This is a genomic window from Microbulbifer flavimaris (genome assembly GCF_001641755.2).
GTDB lineage: Bacteria > Pseudomonadota > Gammaproteobacteria > Pseudomonadales > Cellvibrionaceae > Microbulbifer > Microbulbifer flavimaris.
In genome coordinates this window covers 105,999-123,937 of sequence record NZ_LRFG02000003.1, presented here as the reverse complement: position 1 = coordinate 123,937, position 17,939 = coordinate 105,999, and the positions used below count along the sequence as shown (strand labels likewise).

The window sequence follows — 17,939 nt, the reverse complement described above, 5'->3', positions numbered from 1 at the left end:
GGGGAGGCGGGCGATGGTTGCCGGCCTTCCTCTCAATTTTTGCCCTTCCAATTTTGGTCTGGGCGCTTAAAATTTGCGCGCTCTGCGCAAGTTGAATAGCCACATATGATACAGCACGCCCCCGTTCCCCGTGAAATCGTTGCCAGCGATGACCCCGCGCAGCACGCCGAGCGCCGCTGGCAGGAGGAGCTTGGCGATCTGGTCACCGATCCCCGGGAGCTGATCCGGTTGCTGGAGCTGGATCCGGCCCAGTTGCCGGCTGCCTTGCGGGCCAGTGGTGACTTCGCCCTGCGGGTCCCGCGCCCCTTTCTCTCCCGCATGACCAAGGGCGATCCGCAGGATCCGTTGCTGCTGCAAGTCCTGCCCGGCGCGCCGGAGCTGGAGCCCGTTCCGGGATTCACCCCGGATCCGCTGGGGGAGGGCGCAGCCAATCCGGTGCCGGGGGTGGTGCACAAATACCGCGGACGGCTGTTGTTGATTGCTGCCGGGCAGTGCGCGGTGAACTGCCGCTACTGCTTCCGCCGCCTGTTCCCTTACGGCGACAACCACCTGAGCCGCTCCCAGTGGCAGGGTGCCCTGGACTATATCCGCGGGCAGCGTGAACTGCGGGAAGTGATCCTGAGTGGCGGCGATCCACTGGTGCTTGGTGACCGGCAATTGCAGTGGGTTGCCGATCAGCTGGCGGCCATACCGCAGCTCGCGACCCTGCGCGTGCACACCCGCCTGCCGATCGTCGCACCCGCTCGCGTGACGGACGAGCTGCTGGGCTGGTTGACCGGCAGCAGGCTCAAACCGGTCTTGGTGCTGCACTGCAACCATGCCAACGAAATCGACCAGCGGGTGCACGCTGCCTTGCAGAAGCTCCGTAGTGCCGGCGTGACGCTGTTGAACCAGGCAGTGCTCCTGCGTGGCGTCAACGACTCCGAGGAGGCGCTGGCCCAGCTGAGCGAGCGGTTGTTTGAAGCTGGCGTATTGCCTTACTACCTGCACCAGCTGGACCGGGTCCAGGGCGCGGCGCATTTCGAAATTACCGACGATCGGGCACTGGCCCTCGTGGCTGCGATCCGGAAGCGCCTGCCGGGCTACCTGGTTCCGACACTGGTACGGGAGATCGCCGGTGAGGCCTCCAAGACACCGATCTGAGCCGAACGTGACCCGCAGGTGACGGATTTCACAATTTTGGCGTGATATTCCTTATTAACCGCTTGTTTGAGGAATTATCCGCTCCCTATACTGGCGGCTAACCAATGGATGGTTAGAGAAAATGCCGGAAGCTCCCACTCAAACGGTGTCCCGTATGGCGATCACCGCACCAGATCTGTTTGCGCGGCTTCAGCTGCCGCCACCGTCACTGGACGCATTGACCTGTGGCTGTGACAGCGAGCGCCAGTTGTATGACTGGCTCGCAGACCAGTATCTCCAGCCGTATCAGGCCAGTGACCAGCAACGCCTGTCGACCTTACTGATCAATCTTGCCGATGAAATCGCCCGCTGGCGCGGCCCTGCCTCGCAGCGCCTGCCAATGCTGGAGCTGGTGCGGGAGTACGCCCTGGCCTGTGTCGATGGTATGGCACTGCGTCAGGCAGGTCAGCTCAATGCCCGCGGCCCTGCGCTGCAGGCGGGCGTGCGCAGTTCAATACGCCTGCTCCAGCAGCTGGCGCTGGCCTACAGTGCACTGGCACAGCAGTTGCGCCTGGAGCCGGGCCTACCTCTGCTGGGGCGCCGGCGTAATGCCCGCGCCCTGCAACGGGCCGTCGATGCCTACCGCCGGTTGATACAGCTCGTCCCCCTGTTTTCTGTCGCCACCCCGCGCCATACCTGGCGCAACCTGCAGCTGCTGGTGCAGCTGGCCCGGGCGCAGGAGCTGGATACCCGGGCCGTACGGGACCGCCATCATCCACAGCGCCGTGACCGGGTTGCCAATGCCTACATACAGGCAGCGCTCTTTGCCAGTGCCAACCCGGGGCAACTCGAGGTGGCGGAGCAGGAGCGGTTGTGGTCTCTCACCCATCGCTGGGCCGGCGATGCCGCCATCGATGACAACTATGCAGACCGCGATGCCGGGTTGCTCGCCTCACTGGCACTCGATCAGCCACCGATTCCCAGCAATCGCATTGAAAACTGCCAGCTCGACCTGCGTCACTTCACTGCACCACTGGGGTGGAAAATCGATCTGAAGCGGCTTCTCGACCAGCTGTCCCGTCAGCCCGGGGACAGCGAGGGAGGGCTGGTCCGCCGAGTGTATTGCGGCTGGGCCGATCACTTTGGCCGGCATGAGCGCCGCACCCCGACGGAACAGCGTTGCGAGGTGCTGGTCGGCCTCGGTGCCGTCTGCCATCACCTGGGAACCGGTACCCCTCCAGAAAAAGAAGTCCTCGACCGCTTCTGTGGTAGCAAAAGTGAGGGCGAAGCGAGCTCCGGCACACGCACGGGGCTGCGTCGCCAGGCCAGTGAATTTGGTGGGGTTCTGCCCGATGCCCCGAGCCTTGGCAGTCGCTGGAAGGGGGGCGTACGCGAGTCTGTTGCCGAGCGTTACCGCGCGGTAGAGGCGGGAGTCGCAGACTTCAGCAGCGGCGGTATGGGCCTGAAACTCCCGGCGCAACTGGCCGAAAAAGTACGTGTCGGCGAATTGCTCGCCGTGCGCCTGGTAGACACCTGGCAGCTGGCAATCATTCGCTGGCAGTACACGCTGCCGGACTGTGTCCGGGCCGGATTGGAAGTGCTGGCCTCCGAGACCCTGGTGGTCCAGGTGCAGCGGCATACCAATGCCGGGCATCTGTCGGCGCCGATTTCGGGGTTGCTGCTGCGCATGGCAGACGGGGAGAGGGTGGCGCTTGCGCTGCCGGAACCGCTGTTTAAATGCGGCGACAATGGGGAGTTGCTCTGCCGGCCCGAGGCGCGCTCCCTGCGGCTCGGCAGGCAGGTTGAAAGCGGCAGCAGTTTCGCGTGCTTTGAATTTGTGTGACGAGCATCGCGACCACGGATGTCGGTGCCCTTGTAAGTGACTGCTGACGCAACCTAAACTTAAGCTCCTTTAGCGCCGGCCCTTCCCGGTGCCTGCGGCCGCGCCAGCGGCCGCCGCAGTAGTCACAAAGAGCAATAAGATGAGCAGCAGCGACACTATTCGACTTCTCCTGATTCACGATATGCCCTCGGAGGCCCAACGGCTGGTTAGCATGCTGCACAACGCCGGCCGTCCCAACCGGGCACAGCACGTCACCAGCGAGGCCGCACTGGTGAAACTGTTGCAGGACAAGACCTGGGATCTGCTGATTGCTGCGGAGAACAGCAGCAAGCTCGCGCCCGCGGTAGCCCTGCGGACAATCCACAAGATGCAAAAGGATGTCCCCGTACTGCTGCTGAGTGAGCGCAATGGCGCGCAGCCGGTGGTGGAAGGCCTGAAGCTGGGAGCACGGGACGTGGTCACGGTGGATGAGGATCAGCACCTGTTGCTGGTGATCCAGCGGGAAATGCTGGCGCTGGAGAACCGCCGCCGGGCCCGGCTCCATGACCGCCGCTACCATGCCACGCTGCAGCGGGCCAAAGAACTGCTGGACAGCTCCAAGGATGCCATTGCCTATGTCTCCGATGGCTTGATCGTCTACGCCAATGAATCCTTCGCCGAGCGGCTCGGTTATCAGAACAACGACGATGTGGAGTACCAGCCGCTGATCGATATGTTGACCGAGAGCGAGCGCGAGGACGGGCGGGAATTCCTCAAGCAGTGCGCGATCGACAACAATGAGGTGGAAGCCCGGCAGTGGAAGTTCACGGCCAAGACCGCTTCCGGCTCCGCGCTGCCAACCAGGGCGGAAGTACTCTCCACGGTTTACGATGAAGAACGTTGCCTGCAGGTGCGGATCGCCACCCGGACGGGCGATACCGAACAGCTGGAGGCCCAGCTCAGTGATATCAAGAATCGAGACCCCCTCACCGGCCTCTACAATCGCCAGCACTTTCTCCGTGTGCTGGACGCGACCATTAACTCCATCGCTGGCTCCCAGCGCACCGGCGGCCTCCTGTACTTGGAGATCGACCGTTTCGAGGAGACGGTACTGGGAACCGTTGGGGTGGCGGGTGCCGATGACCTGCAGAAGAAAGTGGCGGAGTTGCTACAGTCCAGCCTGCGCCGCGGTGACCTGGTGGCACGCTATGGCGACGAGAGCTTCTGCCTCCTGATGTCCGAGACAACGCCCGACAGCGCCGAGCGTCGCACGAAGGAATTACTCCAGAAAATTTCCGACACCATTTTCGAGGCCGCCGGCAAGACCGTGCAGGTCACCGCCTCAGTGGGGATTTCCCTGCTCAGTGAGGCCTCCGGCAGTGGCGAGAAGGTTCTCAACCAGGCGCTCAAGGCCCATGACCAGGCCCTGCAGAAAAACGACAAGGGCAACAGTTTTGCCCTGTATGAACCAGACACCGAACAGCACGACGATGCCAATACCTACCGCCGTGCGCGGGTGGCCCAGGCCCTTGAGGCCGGTAATCTCAAGCTGCTTTACCAGCCGGTGTTGAGCCTGCAGGGCAGCGGGGAGCACATCTATGAGGTGTTGGTACGCCTGGTAGACGGAAAGGAAGAGCTGGCCCCGGTGGCTTTCCTGGAAGGTATCGGCGATGCAAGCCTGTCCACGAAAATGGACCGCTGGATTATCCTCTCCGCCATGAAGGCGGCTGCGGCACAGCGGGCGGACGGCAAACAGGTCACACTGTTGTTGCACCTGACTGCGGCCACCCTGGTGGATAGCGGGTTGCCCGCCTGGCTGGGGGTGGCGTTCAAGGCCGCCAAGGTGTCGCCGAGTTCCGTGGTGTTCCAGTTGCGCCAGGAAGACATCAACAGCAACCTGCATGCCGCGCGGGACTTCACCAAGCAGGTGCAGGACCTGGGCTGCCGGGTGGCGGTCTGCCACTTTGGCACCGGCCTCAACCCGTTCAAGTCGCTGGAGCACGTCAAGGTCGACATGGCCAAAGTGGACCCGTCTTTCGTGCGCGAAGTGCAGGATGAGGGCGAGAGCAGCGAGACCCTGGCCAACCTGGTCAAGGAGCTCACTGCCACCAACACCAAGGTCATCGTTCCCCATATCGAGCAGGCCAGCATGCTGCCGACCCTCTGGCAGACGGGTACAGACTATATCCAGGGCTACTATGTCCAGGCGCCCGCTGAAGAAATGGCTTTCGACTTCAGCCTGGACTGAGCCGCGGCCGGCGGTGTCCCCTCGCCGTCGGCAATTTCCTCTCTACTGGCGGTCAAAACGCGCAAAATATCTACTCCGGGATCCCTTTTCCTGCAACGCGCTTTCACCTTCTGCCGCCGTTTGGTTATCCTTTAGCGCAATTTCAAGAAGCCAAAAAACCAACTGGAGCTTTGATATGTCTTCCAGATTTCTTCGTACCAGCCTGCTGATCGGTGCCGTGTCACTGCTGGCGGCCTGCTCCCCCTCAGAGGAGCCGCAAAAGCCCGAGACCCGGACCGCCGCCGAGCCGACTGCAGAAGCGCCTGCTGAAGCAGTGCGGGAAGAAGCAAAGGCGCAGTCCGACCAGCCGGAATCCGGCGTGGACTACCACTCCTTTGCCAATACCAGTGATTTCCGCGTGAAACATGTGGACCTGGACCTCACCGTAGATTTTGATCGCAAGGTGCTCGAGGGCGAGGCGAAGCTGCAGCTGAAGCGTCTGACTGACAAGAAGAAGCCCCTGATCCTGGACACCCGTGGCCTGGAGATCGAGTCAGTGGAGGCCGGTCACGGTGGGCAGCTGCAGCCGGTGAAGTTCTCCATGGGCGAGACTGATCCCAACCTGGGCACGCCGCTGAAGATCGAGCTGCCGAAGAATGCCACCGCGGTTTCCATCCGCTATCGCACTTCCCCGGACGCCTCCGGTGTGCAGTGGCTGGAACCCCAGCAGACTGCCGGCGGCGAGCACCCCTTCCTGTTCACCCAGGCCCAGGCCATCCACGCCCGCAGTTTCGTGCCGTTGCAGGACACGCCGCAGGTGCGCATTACCTACAACGCCACCATCCGCACCCCGGAAGAATTGCGCGCAGTGATGAGTGCGGACAACGACCCTGAAGCGGAAATGGACGGTGTATTTGAATTCTCCATGCCGCAGCCGATTCCCTCCTACCTGCTGGCGCTGGCGGTGGGTGACCTGGAATTCAAGCCCATGGGTGAGCGCACCGGTGTCTACGCCGAACCCGAACTGCTCGAGAGCGCAGCGGCCGAGTTCGAAGATACCGAGTCCATGCTCGAGGCCACTGAAGAGGCCTACGGTCCCTACCGCTGGGATCGCTACGACCTGTTGATCCTGCCTCCCAGCTTCCCCTTCGGCGGCATGGAGAATCCGCGCCTGAGCTTTATCACTCCGACCGTGATCGCCGGTGACAAGAGCCTGGTAGCGCTGATCGCCCACGAGCTGGCCCACTCCTGGTCCGGCAACCTGGTCACCAATGCCAGCTGGCGTGACCTGTGGCTGAACGAAGGTTTCACCACCTACCTTACCAACCGCATCATGCAGAATATCTATGGCGACGAGCGCTATCGTATGGAAATGGCGCTTGGTTACGACGATCTGAAGGCGGACCTGGCGGACCGTCCCGACGGCGATGAGATCATGGCCATCGACCTGCGCGGTCGCGATCCGGACGAGGTGTTTTCCAATATTCCCTACGAGAAGGGCTCCCTGTTCCTCTACGAGCTGGAGCAGAAGGTAGGTCGCGAGAACTTCGATCAGTTCCTGCTGGACTACTTCAATAACTTTGCCTTCCAGAGCATCACCACGGAAGACTTCGAGCAGTACCTGGAGAAGACCCTGCTGGCCCAATACCCGGACAAGCTGGACGCCGAGCGTATCCGCCAGTGGATCCATGAGCCTGGCATCCCGGAGGGCGCGCCGGTCCCCACGTCTGATGCATTCAGCAAGATCGACCCGGTGCGCGAGCAGTGGCTGAATGGCGAGATGGCCGCCGCGGACATCGATACCAGCGACTGGACCTACCACCAGTGGAAATATTTCCTGGACGGAATGCCGGAGAAACTGAGCGAGGAACAGCTGCAGGCGCTTGATAGCGCATTCAATCTCACCGAGTCCAAGAACAATGAGATCGCATTCAGCTGGTTGATGATTGCCGTGCGCAACGATTACCAGCCGGCCTTCGAACGCCTGGAAAACTTCCTCACCGAGATCGGCCGCAACAAGTTCCTGCGCCCCCTCTACCGCAATCTGGTGGAGAGCGGCAAACAGGAAATGGCAGCGCAGATTTTTGAGCAAGCCAAGGCCGGCTATCACCCGCTGACCGTGAAAGTGAACAGCAAAATTATCTACGGCGACGACGCCGAGTAATACGCCAGTAAAGCGCCCGGGGTGGCGGCCATTGCCGCCGCCCCGGGTGAACCGGAAACGGAATTCCCCCGTAACCAGAACACCCCAGAGCCGCAGTTCGCCTGCGCGCCGGGGCTGATACCCCGCTCCCCTCTGCGCCCGGTAACATTCAATCGCCCGGGATGCTGCTGCGGTGTGATGCGGTTTTATTTCACCGTGACAAGAACCTGATCATGAAGCTTTTGCATATTGCCGTATTTCTCTTGGCACTATTGTCCCAGCCGGCCCTGGCCCAGGGTGGCAAACCGGTTCCGGTGCGCACCGCTGAGGTGACCCTGGAGCCGATTGCCACTCCGATCGAGGCTCTTGGTACTGCTCGCGCCTGGGAGTTCGTCTCTATCCGTGCGAGCGAGACCGAGCGGGTCACCGGGATCAAATTCGACAGCGGCCAGCGGGTAAAGGCCGGGGATGTGCTGGTTGAGCTCAGCCACGGGGAGGAGCAGGCGGAACTGGCCGGTGCCCGCGCCAGCCTCGAGCGGCACCGCCGCGACCTGGAGCGACTGCAGCGCCTTGAGCGTGACAAGCTGGCGACCCGCGAGCAGCTGGATGCCGCCGGGACACTGGTAGCCGAGACCCGGGCGCGGGTGCTGGCACTGGAAGCCCAGGTCGAGGATCGCATCATTCGCGCGCCGTTTTCCGGCCAACTGGGCCTGCGCAATATCAGTGTCGGCAGCCTGGTTTCCCCGAGTGAGGAGGTCACCACGCTGCAGGACATCCGCCAGCTGAAACTGGATTTCACTGTGCCCGAGCGCCAGATGTCGGCCGTGGAGGGGGGGATGCCAATCCGCGCCGTAAGCCCCGCTTACCCGGAGCGGGTTTTCACTGGCGAAGTCATGATTGCCGAGGCGCGAGTGGATACCCAGACCCGCGCCTTTACGGTGCGTGCCCGGGTGGATAACCCGAAGGAGCTGTTGAAGCCCGGCATGATGCTGGCGGTGACCATCGTCAGCGACCAGCGCGAGGCGCTCACTATTCCCGAAGCGGCGCTGATTCCCCTGGCGAACAACCAGTGGGTTTACGTGCTGGAGCCGGTGGACGAGGGCTTTGTGGCCCGCAAACGCCAGGTCAAGCTGGGACAGCGCTACCCGGGCAAGGTGGAAGTGCTGGATGGCCTCAGTCGCGGTGAGCGGGTGGTAACCCGCGGCACCCTGCACCTCCAGGATGGCAGGGCGGTCGTCGAGCAATCCGCCGGGGAGCTGACGCAGCGATGATCATCAGTGATACCGCCGTTAAACGACCGGTCTTCGCGCTGGTCCTGTCCCTGTTGCTGGTGGTTTTCGGCCTGATCAGCTTCGACCGCCTCTCGCTGCGGGAATACCCGGACATCGACCCCCCAATTGTCTCCGTGCGCACCGATTATCCGGGTGCTTCGGCGGATGTTGTCGAAACCCGAATTACCCGGCTGATCGAGGATCGAATCGCCGGGGTGGAGGGGATCGAGAGTATTTCCTCATCGAGCCGCGACGGTCGCTCCTCCATCACCATCGAATTTGGTATCAATCGCGAGATCGATGCGGCCACCAACGATATTCGCGACCGGGTTGCCGGTGTCATGGACAACCTGCCAGTGGAGGCGGACCCGCCGGAAATCGAGAAGGTGGACAGCAGCGACGATGTGGTGCTGTGGCTGAACCTTACCTCCGAGCGCATGACGGTGCCGGAGCTGACGGATTATGCCAACCGCTACCTGGTGGACCGCTTCTCGGTGCTCGACGGGGTGGCGCGGGTGCGGGTCGGCGGCGGCAAGGAGTACGCCATGCGGATCTGGCTGGACCGCAACGCCATGGCCGCCCACGGCGTCACCGCCGCCGATATCGAGCAGGCCTTGCGGGCAGAAAACCGCGAGTTGCCGGCCGGTTACCTGGAGTCCACTGATCGGCAGTTCACTCTGCGCCTGCAGCGCCAGTTCCGCACTGAGGCCGCCTTCGAGCGGCTCGCCGTGGCCACCGGGGCCAATGGTCACGTGGTGCGGCTTGCCGACGTGGCGCGGGTCGAGCTGGGTTCGGTGGAAGAGCGCTCCACCTTCCGTGGTAACGGTGAGGCCATGGTGGGAATCGGCATCACCAAGCAGTCCACCGGCAATATCATCGCCGTGGCCGAGGCCGCCAAGCGCGAGCTGGAACGGGTCAACGAGACCCTGCCGGAGGGCATGACCCTGGCCCAGAGCTACGACTCCTCGGTGTTTGTGAGCGAGGCCATCGACGAGGTCTATACCACCCTGGGGGTCGCGGTGATACTCGTGGTACTGGTGATCTATCTCTTCCTCGGTAACTGGCGCGCAACCCTGGTGCCGGCGATCACCGTACCGGTATCCCTGATTGCCACCTCCATCCTGCTGTATGCGTTCGGCTTCAGTATCAATCTGCTCACCCTGCTGGCACTGGTGCTGGCGATCGGTCTGGTGGTGGATGATGCCATTGTGGTGCTGGAAAATATTTTCCGGCGCATGGACGAGTACGGCGAGCCGCCGTTGCTGGCGGCCTATCGCGGCGCCCGTGAAGTCGGGTTCGCGGTGGTGGCCACCACCATGGTGCTGGTGGCGGTGTTCGTGCCCATTACCTTTGTGGATGGCGATATCGGCCGTCTGTTTTCCGAGTTCGCCCTCACCATGTCTGCCGCTGTGATCTTCTCGTCACTGACGGCACTGACACTGTCGCCGATGCTGGCTTCAAAGCTGGTCAAGCCCAGCGATGGTCACAACGTTGTTACCCGCGCCATGGACCGACAACTGGAACGGGTACAGAGGGGCTACCGGCGGGTGCTCGACGGGCTGCTGCGGCACCGCTGGATCGCCGCGGCGGGTTTTGCCGGGGTGATGGTATTCGCCGGGCTGGCACTGAAGCTGATACCCAACGAGTACGCCCCGCGGGAGGATCGCGGCTCCTTCTTCCTGCTGGTCAACGGCCCCGAGGGCGCCAGTTACGAGTACATGCAGGAGTATATGGACATCATCGAGGAGCGGTTGATGCCGCTGGTAGACGCGGGATATGTGCGTCGCCTGCTGGTGCGTTCACCACGCTCCTTTGGTAACTCGGCCACCTTCAATACCGGCATGGTGATCTTCACCCTGGCGCCCTTCGGCGAGCGTCCATCCGGCTTCGAGTTGATGAATATGGTGCGGGGGAAAGTTTCCGACCTGAGCGGCGTGCGTGCCTTCCCGGTCATGCGACAGGGCTTCGGCGGTGGTCTGGGCAAGCCGGTGCAGTTCGTGCTCGGTGGGCCCAGTTACGAGCAGTTGACCCAGTGGCGGGACCAGATCGATGCGGAGATTGCCCGCACCAATCCCGGCCTGCTGGGGGTGGACTGGGACTACAAGGAAACCCAGCCACAGATGCGCATCGCCGTCGATTACGAGCGTGCGGCGGACCTCGGGGTGCGGGTGAGCGATATCGGCTCCACCCTGCAGACCATGTTCGGTTCCCTGCGTGCCACCACTTTCATCGATGACGGTGAGGAATACGATGTGATCCTGGAGGGGGAGCGCGAGATGCAGCGCAGCCCGTCGAGCCTCAACAATATCTATACCCGCTCTACCACCAGTGGCGAACTGGTGCCGCTGCAGAGCTTTGTGGAAGTGCGTGAATATGCCGACAGCCCGAACCTGCAGCGCTACAACCGCATCCGCTCCATCACCCTCGAGGCGAATCTGGCGGATGACCTGGCTCTCGGCGATGCCATTGACTACCTGAATGGGGTAGTGGACCGCACCATCGTTGGCTCGCCGGTGGTGGACTACAAGGGGCAGTCGAAGAACTTCCAGGATTCCGGCAGCACGATCGTATTCGCCATTGTGCTGGGTGCACTGGTGGTGTTCCTGGTACTCGCGGCGCAGTTCGAGAGCTTCGTCCATCCGCTGGTGATCATGATTACCGTGCCCCTGGCCATGGCGGGTGCGTTGGTGGGCCTGCTGGCCACCGGCCAGTCCCTCAACCTCTACAGCCAGGTGGGACTGATCATGCTGATTGGTCTCGCGGCCAAGAACGGCATTCTGATCGTGGAGTTCGCCAACCAGCTGCGCGACCGCGGGTTGGCCTTTGGCGATGCCCTGCGCCGGGCGGCGGCGACGCGCCTGCGCCCAATCCTGATGACCGGTATCACCACTGCGGCCGGCTCACTGCCGCTGCTGCTGTCCACCGGTGCGGGCTCTGAAACCCGTGCGGTGATCGGCGTGGTGGTGTTGTTCGGGGTGCTGGCGGCGACGGTCTTTACCATTTTTGTAGTGCCGACCGCCTACGACCTGCTCGCGCGGCGTACCGGTTCGCCGGGTGAAGTGGGGCGCGCGGTGGAGCAGCTGCAGGAAGAGCATGCGCAGCCCCGCTGAGCACGATGGTGCGGCCCGGCAAATCTGGCGCGAAAAGCCGCAGCTTCGCGCCGGACTAGCGCACATTTTTCGCTGCACCGCTGTCAAAGCTGCGGCAAAAAACGGTAAAGTAGCGAGTGGTTGTCGCGAAATGCTAAATATTCAGGGAGGCGTCCCGGGGGGAACGGGTCGGGGTTATGCGCAAAGGAATGATTTTGATTGTGCTGCTGTTACTGGCAGCGGGTTGCAGTCGCCAGGTATGTGACGAGCGGCGGGCACCGACGCACTCGCCGGGGCCCATCTTCCCCCATGCGGGGATTATGCACTGACCGGGTTTAGTCGGAGTCCAGCAGGCCGGCGATCTGCCCGTCGTTGAGCCCGAACAGGTAGAGCGCCGCATCCAGTCCGAAGCGGTCAATGGACTGCGGGGCTTCCTGGCGCACCTTGGGTTTCGGGTGAATCGCGATACCGAGGGCGCCCAGAGACAGCATGGGGATATCGTTCGCCCCATCACCAACAGCAATGACCCGCGATAATGGCAGGCCCATTTCTGTCGCCATCTCCTCCAGCAATGCGCGCTTGCGCGCCCCATCCACAATCGGTTCGATGACCTCGCCGGTGAGCGCACCGTCGGCAAATTCCAGCTCGTTGGCGTGGACGATGTCGACCGGCAGCCGCTCTGACTGCAGGTAGTGGGCAAAATAGGTAAAGCCGCCGGACAGGATGGCGGTCTTGCAGCCCAGTCCACGCAGGGCCCGCAGCAGGCGCTCTGCGCCGGGCTTGATCGGTAGTTGCGGTGCGATCCGTGCCAGTTCCCTCTCCGGAAATCCCTTCAGCAGCCGCATCCGTTTCTTGAAGCTCTGGCGGAAGTCCAGTTCGCCGCGCATGGCCGCTTCGGTAATTGCAGCAACCTGCTCGCCGATGCCGGTGATCTTTGCCAGCTCGTCGATGACCTCGGCGTCGATGAGGGTGGAATCCATATCGAAACCCGCCAGGGATGGCGGGCGCTGGCTGTCGCCAGCCTGCAGCACCAGGTCTGCGCCGATTCGCTCTGCCAGTTCCAGACAGGCGCGGCGCGTCTTGTCGAACTCAAGCTGCCCGTCCACCTGGAAACGCAGCACTGTGCAAGCGCGCCGGCGCGACAGGGTGTCCACGGCCTCGACCGATGCACCTGCGGCGGCGATGAAGCTCAACACTGACCGCACCTGCGCCAGGGTTGCCCTCGGGGAGAGCAGTGTCAGGCACCAGGGTGCAACAACCCCGCTGGCGGCCGGTTGCACCGGCACTGGTTCTGCCAGTGCGTGTGTGTCAGTGATTTGCGCATTGCCGTCATCGGTGAGGCCCAGCACAGCCCGCTCTGCCAGTTGCGGATGGAATTCCAGGTAGTGCAGTGGCGCATCGCCAGAGGAGCGGGTTACCTGCTCGAGGGGCAGCTGCAGGGAAACGGTAGGGGCGTCCATGATGAAAGTCCGTGGCATGCGAAGTTGGCCGCGCATTATAGCCCCGGCGGCAATATCCGCTAAAATCCCCGCCACTGCCGTCCAAAAATGACAATAAGTGTGCCGCCCCATGCCAGTGAATCGCCCGGACCTGTCGCGTCTCCTCAAGGATCTGTTCAGGGAGCTATCCCCGAACGCCCGCCAGCGATGGGTGGGCGCCGCCGTCTGGCTGGTGATCGCCGCCTTCTGTGCCACCGCCCTGAGCCACGATTACGGACGCCAGCAATCCGCCGCAGAGGTCCGGGACACGGTGGTGGCCGAGACCGCAGCGGCGGTGCTGGCTCGCCAGAGCCTGGAGCGTATCGTGGCGGGTGACCGCATCAGCCTGCAATTACTGGCCCGGGAGCTGCTGGCGCTGCCCGGTGTTACCGGCATCACGGTACAGGATGTGGAATCCCACCCCCTCACACAGGTGGGAGATATCGATCGCGGCCAGACTGTGACCGCGCCTGTGGTGCTTCACGACAGCCTGGCCGGCAGCGTTGCGGTCAATTTCGTGCCCGGGGCGGGTGTGAGCTTCCCGTGGGCGAGCCTGCTTCTGTGTCTGGTCTTCGCGCTCCCGGTGAGTGCGGCGGCGGCGCTTGCAGTTGCGCAGTTGCCGGCGCGGCGTGGCACACCGGTAATCGCCCCCGCTCCCGCCAAACCGGCCCCGGAGCCGGAGCCGCCGGTGGAGGCGGGGCTCTACCTGCGACCGCTCAACTGGGCACAGCTCGGCAACCAGCTGAGCCGCGGCGCACTGGAGAAGCTGGAGCAGCAACTGCAGGAGCGCCTGCAGCTGCTGTGCCGTATCTATGATGCGCGACCGCTGAAGGAGGCCGGTCCCCAGCAGGGACTGGGTTTTACTGGTGCCGATGCCGGCTTTCGAGCCGTCTGCTGTGGTCTGCTGTTGAGGGAGTTGCAGGGCACGAGCTCCGTCACCGGCCTGCAGCTGGCGCTGGCCGTCACTCCGGGGAAGTTGAGCGATTTCTCCGCAGATCGCCTGCTGGCGCAGCCGCGGGCACTCTATCTGCACCGGGATCTACTGGAGGAGGGCGAGCTGTCGGCCCGCATTCAATGCCACGAGAGTGACGTCGGGCTTGAGGTGACGGCCCTGTCGCCGGTGTACCAGAAGCTCCTGGACAATCAGCTGCAGCAGCTGGTTCAGGCCTGATAGCCTCCGCCCCGCTGCGGTAACCATCCCATCCTTTCCCTTTGAGAGCCGCCGGCCCCTTTCTGACCGCTGGCGGCGTGGCGGTTTTGTCATCAGCCTTACGTTTACGTTAACGTAAACCTTTGCTAGGCTTGCCCGCGTTCCCAGGAGTAAGCCATGAAGCCCGAATCGAGCCACAGTGAGCCAGCCAGCTACAGCATCTCCGATCTGTCGCGGGAGTTCGGCATTACCACGCGCACCATTCGTTTTTACGAAGACAAGGGGCTTCTCGCTCCCGAGCGTCGCGGCCAGGCCCGCATTTATTCCCCCGAGGACCGGGTGCGGCTCAAGCTTATTCTGCGCGGCAAGCGACTGGGTTTCTCTCTGGACGAGAGTCGGGAAATCATCGAGATGTACGACCCGGCCCACGGCAATGTGGAACAGCTGCAGCGATTGCTGCAGGGCATCGAACAGAAGCGCGCGCAGCTGCAGCAGCAGTTGCGCGATATCCAGAGCCTGATGGGCGAACTGGATGATGCGGAAGAGCGCACCCGCGCGTCTCTCGCCAAAAATATTTCCCCGTGAACCGATAACCGTTTTCCGGAGTTGCTATGAACACCGCATACCGCACCCTCAATTTCAATCTCGGCGAAGAGATCGACATGCTGCGCGACATGGTTTACAAGCTGTGCCAGGCAGAGCTGGCGCCACGCGCCGCACAGATCGACGAAGAGAATAAATTCCCCACCGACATGTGGAAGAAATTCGGCGACATGGGCCTGCTTGGCATTACCGTGGAGGAAGAGTTCGGCGGTTCCAACATGGGCTATCTGGCCCATGCCGTAGCCATGGAGGAAATCTCCCGGGTTTCCGCTTCGGTGGGCCTGTCCTACGGTGCCCATTCCAACCTTTGCGTCAACCAGATCCGCAAGAATGGCAGCCAGGCGCAAAAGGAAAAGTACCTGCCCAAGCTCTGCTCCGGTGAGCATGTTGGCGCGCTGGCGATGAGTGAACCCAATTCCGGCTCCGATGTGGTGAGCCTGCAACTGCGCGCTGAGAAAAAGGGTGACCGCTTCATCCTCAACGGTAACAAGATGTGGATCACCAACGGCCCCGATGCCGACACCTATGTTATCTACGCGCGCACCGAGCCGGGTATCAGCTCCGGTGGCATTACGGCGTTTATCGTCGAGCGCGGTTTCAAGGGCTTTTCCCAGGCCCAGAAACTCGACAAGCTCGGCATGCGCGGCTCCAATACCTGCGAGCTGGTTTTCGAGGACTGCGAAGTCCCGGAGGAGAATATTCTCGGCGAGCTGAACGGTGGTGTACGCGTCTTGATGAGCGGCCTCGACTACGAGCGCACCATTCTCTCCGGCGGTCCGGTGGGCATCATGCAGGCGTGTATGGACGTTGTGGTGCCTTATGTGCACGAGCGCAAGCAGTTCGGTAAGGCCATTGGTGAGTTCCAGCTGATGCAGGGCAAACTCGCTGATATGTACGCGGACCTGAGCGCCAGCCGCTCCTTCCTTTACGCTGTGGCCCAGGCCTGTGACCGCGGTGAGGACTCCCGCAAAGATGCTGCCGCAGTGATCCTGTTTACTGCAGAGCGTGCCACGCAGATGGCGCTGCAGGCGATCCAGACCCTGGGCGGCAACGGTTACATCAACGAATACCCCACAGGCCGCCTGTTGCGGGATGCCAAGCTTTACGAAATCGGTGCCGGCACTTCCGAGGTGAGGCGCATGCTGATCGGCCGCGAGCTGTTCAGCGAAACGCGTTAATCACAGGAGGCGTGGATCTAGTGTGTGGCGGCCCGGCCTCCGGGTTTCGCCTTGCGAGACACGCCGTGAATACGTCCATGTAGGCTTGTCGGCGAGGTCCCTCTCGCCGACAGTCTCGCAAGACGATACCCGGAGGCCGGGCCTGCAATTCCCGCTTCCATAGTGGTCACTGGCTCATGAGTATTTGAGCCACGAAACGTAAAAGTACATTGCTACCAGCAAACCAACACCTATGAATCAGCTACAGAGCAAGATCAACACGCGCGACGAAGCCTTCGCACTCAATCGTGAAAAAATGCAGGCAGTGGTTGCGGACCTGAAAGAAAAGCTGGAGACCATCGCACAGGGCGGTGGTGAACGGGCGCGGGAAAAACATCTCTCCCGCGGCAAGCTACTGCCGCGGGATCGTATCGATGCCCTGCTGGATCCGGGCAGCCCTTTCCTGGAACTGTCCCAGCTCGCGGCTTATGACGTTTACGGGGAAGACGTGCCGGCGGCCGGCATTATTACCGGTATCGGCACCGTCTCCGGCCAGCCCTGCGTGATCGTGGCCAACGATGCGACGGTGAAAGGCGGTACCTATTACCCGCTGACGGTAAAAAAACATCTGCGGGCACAAACCGTCGCCGAGCAGAATAACCTGCCCTGCATTTACCTGGTGGATTCCGGTGGCGCTAACCTGCCGCGCCAGGACGATGTGTTCCCGGATCGCGAGCACTTTGGGCGTATCTTCTTCAACCAGGCCAACCTCTCCGCGAAAAATATTCCGCAGATCGCGGTGGTGATGGGGAGCTGTACCGCCGGTGGTGCCTACGTGCCCGCGATGGCGGACGAGTCCATCATGGTGAAAGAGCAGGCGACCATTTTCCTCGCCGGCCCGCCGCTGGTAAAAGCGGCCACTGGTGAGGAAGTCTCGGCAGAGGAGCTGGGTGGAGCTGAAGTCCACTGCCGTACCTCCGGTGTGTCCGATCACTACGCCAACAACGATGTGCACGCCCTGCAGCTGGCGCGCCGCTCGGTAGCGCGACTCAACCGGGTGAAAAATCCCGGCCTGGATGTCCGCCAGCCGGTGGAACCCATCTATCCGCCGGAAGACATTTACGGTGTGGTGCCGGCGGATTCCCGCCAGCCCTACGACGTGCGCGAAATTATCGCCCGAGTGGTGGACGGCTCCGAGTTTGACGAATTCAAGGCGCTCTACGGCACCACGCTGGTCACTGGCTTCGCGCGTATTCACGGTTACCCGGTGGGTATCGTCGCCAACAACGGCATCCTCTTTGCCGAAAGTGCGCAGAAAGGTGCGCACTTCATCGAGCTCTGTGCACAGCGCAATATTCCGCTGGTCTTCCTGCAAAATATCACTGGCTTTATGGTTGGCAAGCAGTATGAAGCTGGTGGCATCGCCAAGCACGGTGCCAAAATGGTGACCGCGGTGGCGACGGCGAAAGTACCCAAGATCACTATCCTGATCGGCGGCTCTTTCGGTGCCGGCAACTATGGCATGTGCGGTCGCGCCTATGATCCCAACTTCCTGTTCATGTGGCCCAACGCCCGCATCTCGGTGATGGGCGGTGAGCAGGCCGCCGGCGTGCTCGCGCAAGTAAAGCGCGACCAGAAAGCCGCCCGCGGTGAGAGCTGGAGCGACGAGGATGAGCAGGCGTTTCGCAAGCCCATCGTCGATACCTACGAGCATCAGGGGCATCCCTACTATGCGTCAGCGCGTCTGTGGGATGACGGTGTGATCGATCCCGCGGATACGCGCCGGGTGCTGGGCCTGTGTCTCGCTGCGGCGACTCATAAAGAGCCGGAGGAGACCCGCTTCGGCGTCTTCCGCATGTAATGCCCGAGAGCAGAAT

General features: G+C 62.4%; 12 protein-coding genes. 11 read left to right on the top strand and 1 reads right to left on the bottom strand.

Going from position 1 to position 17,939, the window contains the following annotated elements; translation table 11 throughout:
- Positions 1–105 precede the first annotated feature (105 nt).
- From epmB to AWR36_RS16430, 7 genes are all read left to right on the top strand, one after another.
- Entirely contained in the window at positions 106–1,143 is a 1,038-nt protein-coding gene (gene epmB, locus AWR36_RS09710; protein ID WP_067084260.1) for an EF-P beta-lysylation protein EpmB, read from the top strand.
- A gap of 154 nt (positions 1,144–1,297) precedes the next feature.
- Positions 1,298–2,965: a hypothetical protein gene (locus tag AWR36_RS09705; RefSeq protein ID WP_067084258.1), complete on the top strand. Its 1,668-nt coding sequence runs from the start codon at positions 1,298–1,300 to the stop codon at positions 2,963–2,965.
- 139 nt (positions 2,966–3,104) lie between these two features.
- On the top strand, positions 3,105–5,192 hold the full coding sequence (locus AWR36_RS09700; protein WP_067084256.1) for an EAL domain-containing protein: 2,088 nt from the start codon (positions 3,105–3,107) through the stop codon (positions 5,190–5,192).
- Between the two features lie 175 nt (positions 5,193–5,367).
- Entirely contained in the window at positions 5,368–7,335 is a 1,968-nt protein-coding gene (locus AWR36_RS09695; RefSeq protein ID WP_067084254.1) for a M1 family metallopeptidase, read from the top strand.
- A gap of 212 nt (positions 7,336–7,547) precedes the next feature.
- Positions 7,548–8,585 carry an efflux RND transporter periplasmic adaptor subunit gene (locus AWR36_RS09690; protein WP_176491126.1) on the top strand — a complete coding sequence of 346 codons (1,038 nt, stop codon included), beginning with the start codon at positions 7,548–7,550 and terminating at the stop codon, positions 8,583–8,585.
- Positions 8,582–11,695 carry an efflux RND transporter permease subunit gene (locus tag AWR36_RS09685; RefSeq protein WP_067084250.1) on the top strand — a complete coding sequence of 1,038 codons (3,114 nt, stop codon included), beginning with the start codon at positions 8,582–8,584 and terminating at the stop codon, positions 11,693–11,695. Before AWR36_RS09690 ends, AWR36_RS09685 begins: the two co-directional genes overlap by 4 nt.
- Before the next feature lie 176 nt (positions 11,696–11,871).
- Positions 11,872–12,003 carry a hypothetical protein gene (locus AWR36_RS16430; RefSeq protein WP_255353980.1) on the top strand — a complete coding sequence of 44 codons (132 nt, stop codon included), beginning with the start codon at positions 11,872–11,874 and terminating at the stop codon, positions 12,001–12,003.
- A gap of 6 nt (positions 12,004–12,009) precedes the next feature.
- On the opposite strand, the gene serB is transcribed toward AWR36_RS16430, so the two are convergent.
- A complete protein-coding gene (serB, locus tag AWR36_RS09680) occupies positions 12,010–13,134 on the bottom strand; it encodes a phosphoserine phosphatase SerB (protein ID WP_082679561.1) in 1,125 nt (374 codons plus the stop codon).
- A gap of 109 nt (positions 13,135–13,243) precedes the next feature.
- Between serB and AWR36_RS09675 the strand changes: the two genes are divergently transcribed.
- From AWR36_RS09675 to AWR36_RS09660, 4 genes are all read left to right on the top strand, one after another.
- Entirely contained in the window at positions 13,244–14,323 is a 1,080-nt protein-coding gene (locus tag AWR36_RS09675; protein WP_067084248.1) for a hypothetical protein, read from the top strand.
- Positions 14,324–14,479: 156 nt separating this feature from the next.
- Positions 14,480–14,887, top strand: a complete 408-nt coding sequence (locus tag AWR36_RS09670) for a MerR family transcriptional regulator (RefSeq protein WP_067084246.1) — start codon at positions 14,480–14,482, stop codon at positions 14,885–14,887.
- Between the two features lie 26 nt (positions 14,888–14,913).
- Complete coding sequence (locus AWR36_RS09665; RefSeq protein WP_067084244.1) at positions 14,914–16,083, top strand: isovaleryl-CoA dehydrogenase; 1,170 nt, start codon at positions 14,914–14,916, stop codon at positions 16,081–16,083.
- A 232-nt stretch (positions 16,084–16,315) separates the two neighbouring features.
- Positions 16,316–17,923 carry a carboxyl transferase domain-containing protein gene (locus AWR36_RS09660; protein WP_067084242.1) on the top strand — a complete coding sequence of 536 codons (1,608 nt, stop codon included), beginning with the start codon at positions 16,316–16,318 and terminating at the stop codon, positions 17,921–17,923.
- Positions 17,924–17,939 lie beyond the last annotated feature (16 nt).

What these genes read in the sequence shown, in the direction of transcription:
- AWR36_RS09675 (WP_067084248.1), top strand. Translation starts at nt 13,244, where the DNA reads ATGCCAGTGAATCGCCCGGACCTGTCGCGTCTCCTCAAGGATCTGTTC.
- AWR36_RS09695 (WP_067084254.1), top strand. Translation starts at nt 5,368, where the DNA reads ATGTCTTCCAGATTTCTTCGTACCAGCCTGCTGATCGGTGCCGTGTCA.
- AWR36_RS09705 (WP_067084258.1), top strand. Translation starts at nt 1,298, where the DNA reads ATGGCGATCACCGCACCAGATCTGTTTGCGCGGCTTCAGCTGCCGCCA.
- AWR36_RS09670 (WP_067084246.1), top strand. Translation starts at nt 14,480, where the DNA reads ATGAAGCCCGAATCGAGCCACAGTGAGCCAGCCAGCTACAGCATCTCC.
- AWR36_RS09700 (WP_067084256.1), top strand. Translation starts at nt 3,105, where the DNA reads ATGAGCAGCAGCGACACTATTCGACTTCTCCTGATTCACGATATGCCC.
- AWR36_RS09660 (WP_067084242.1), top strand. Translation starts at nt 16,316, where the DNA reads ATGAATCAGCTACAGAGCAAGATCAACACGCGCGACGAAGCCTTCGCA.
- AWR36_RS16430 (WP_255353980.1), top strand. Translation starts at nt 11,872, where the DNA reads ATGCGCAAAGGAATGATTTTGATTGTGCTGCTGTTACTGGCAGCGGGT.
- AWR36_RS09665 (WP_067084244.1), top strand. Translation starts at nt 14,914, where the DNA reads ATGAACACCGCATACCGCACCCTCAATTTCAATCTCGGCGAAGAGATC.
- AWR36_RS09685 (WP_067084250.1), top strand. Translation starts at nt 8,582, where the DNA reads ATGATCATCAGTGATACCGCCGTTAAACGACCGGTCTTCGCGCTGGTC.
- epmB (WP_067084260.1), top strand. Translation starts at nt 106, where the DNA reads ATGATACAGCACGCCCCCGTTCCCCGTGAAATCGTTGCCAGCGATGAC.
- serB (WP_082679561.1), bottom strand. Translation starts at nt 13,134, where the DNA reads ATGGACGCCCCTACCGTTTCCCTGCAGCTGCCCCTCGAGCAGGTAACC.
- AWR36_RS09690 (WP_176491126.1), top strand. Translation starts at nt 7,548, where the DNA reads ATGAAGCTTTTGCATATTGCCGTATTTCTCTTGGCACTATTGTCCCAG.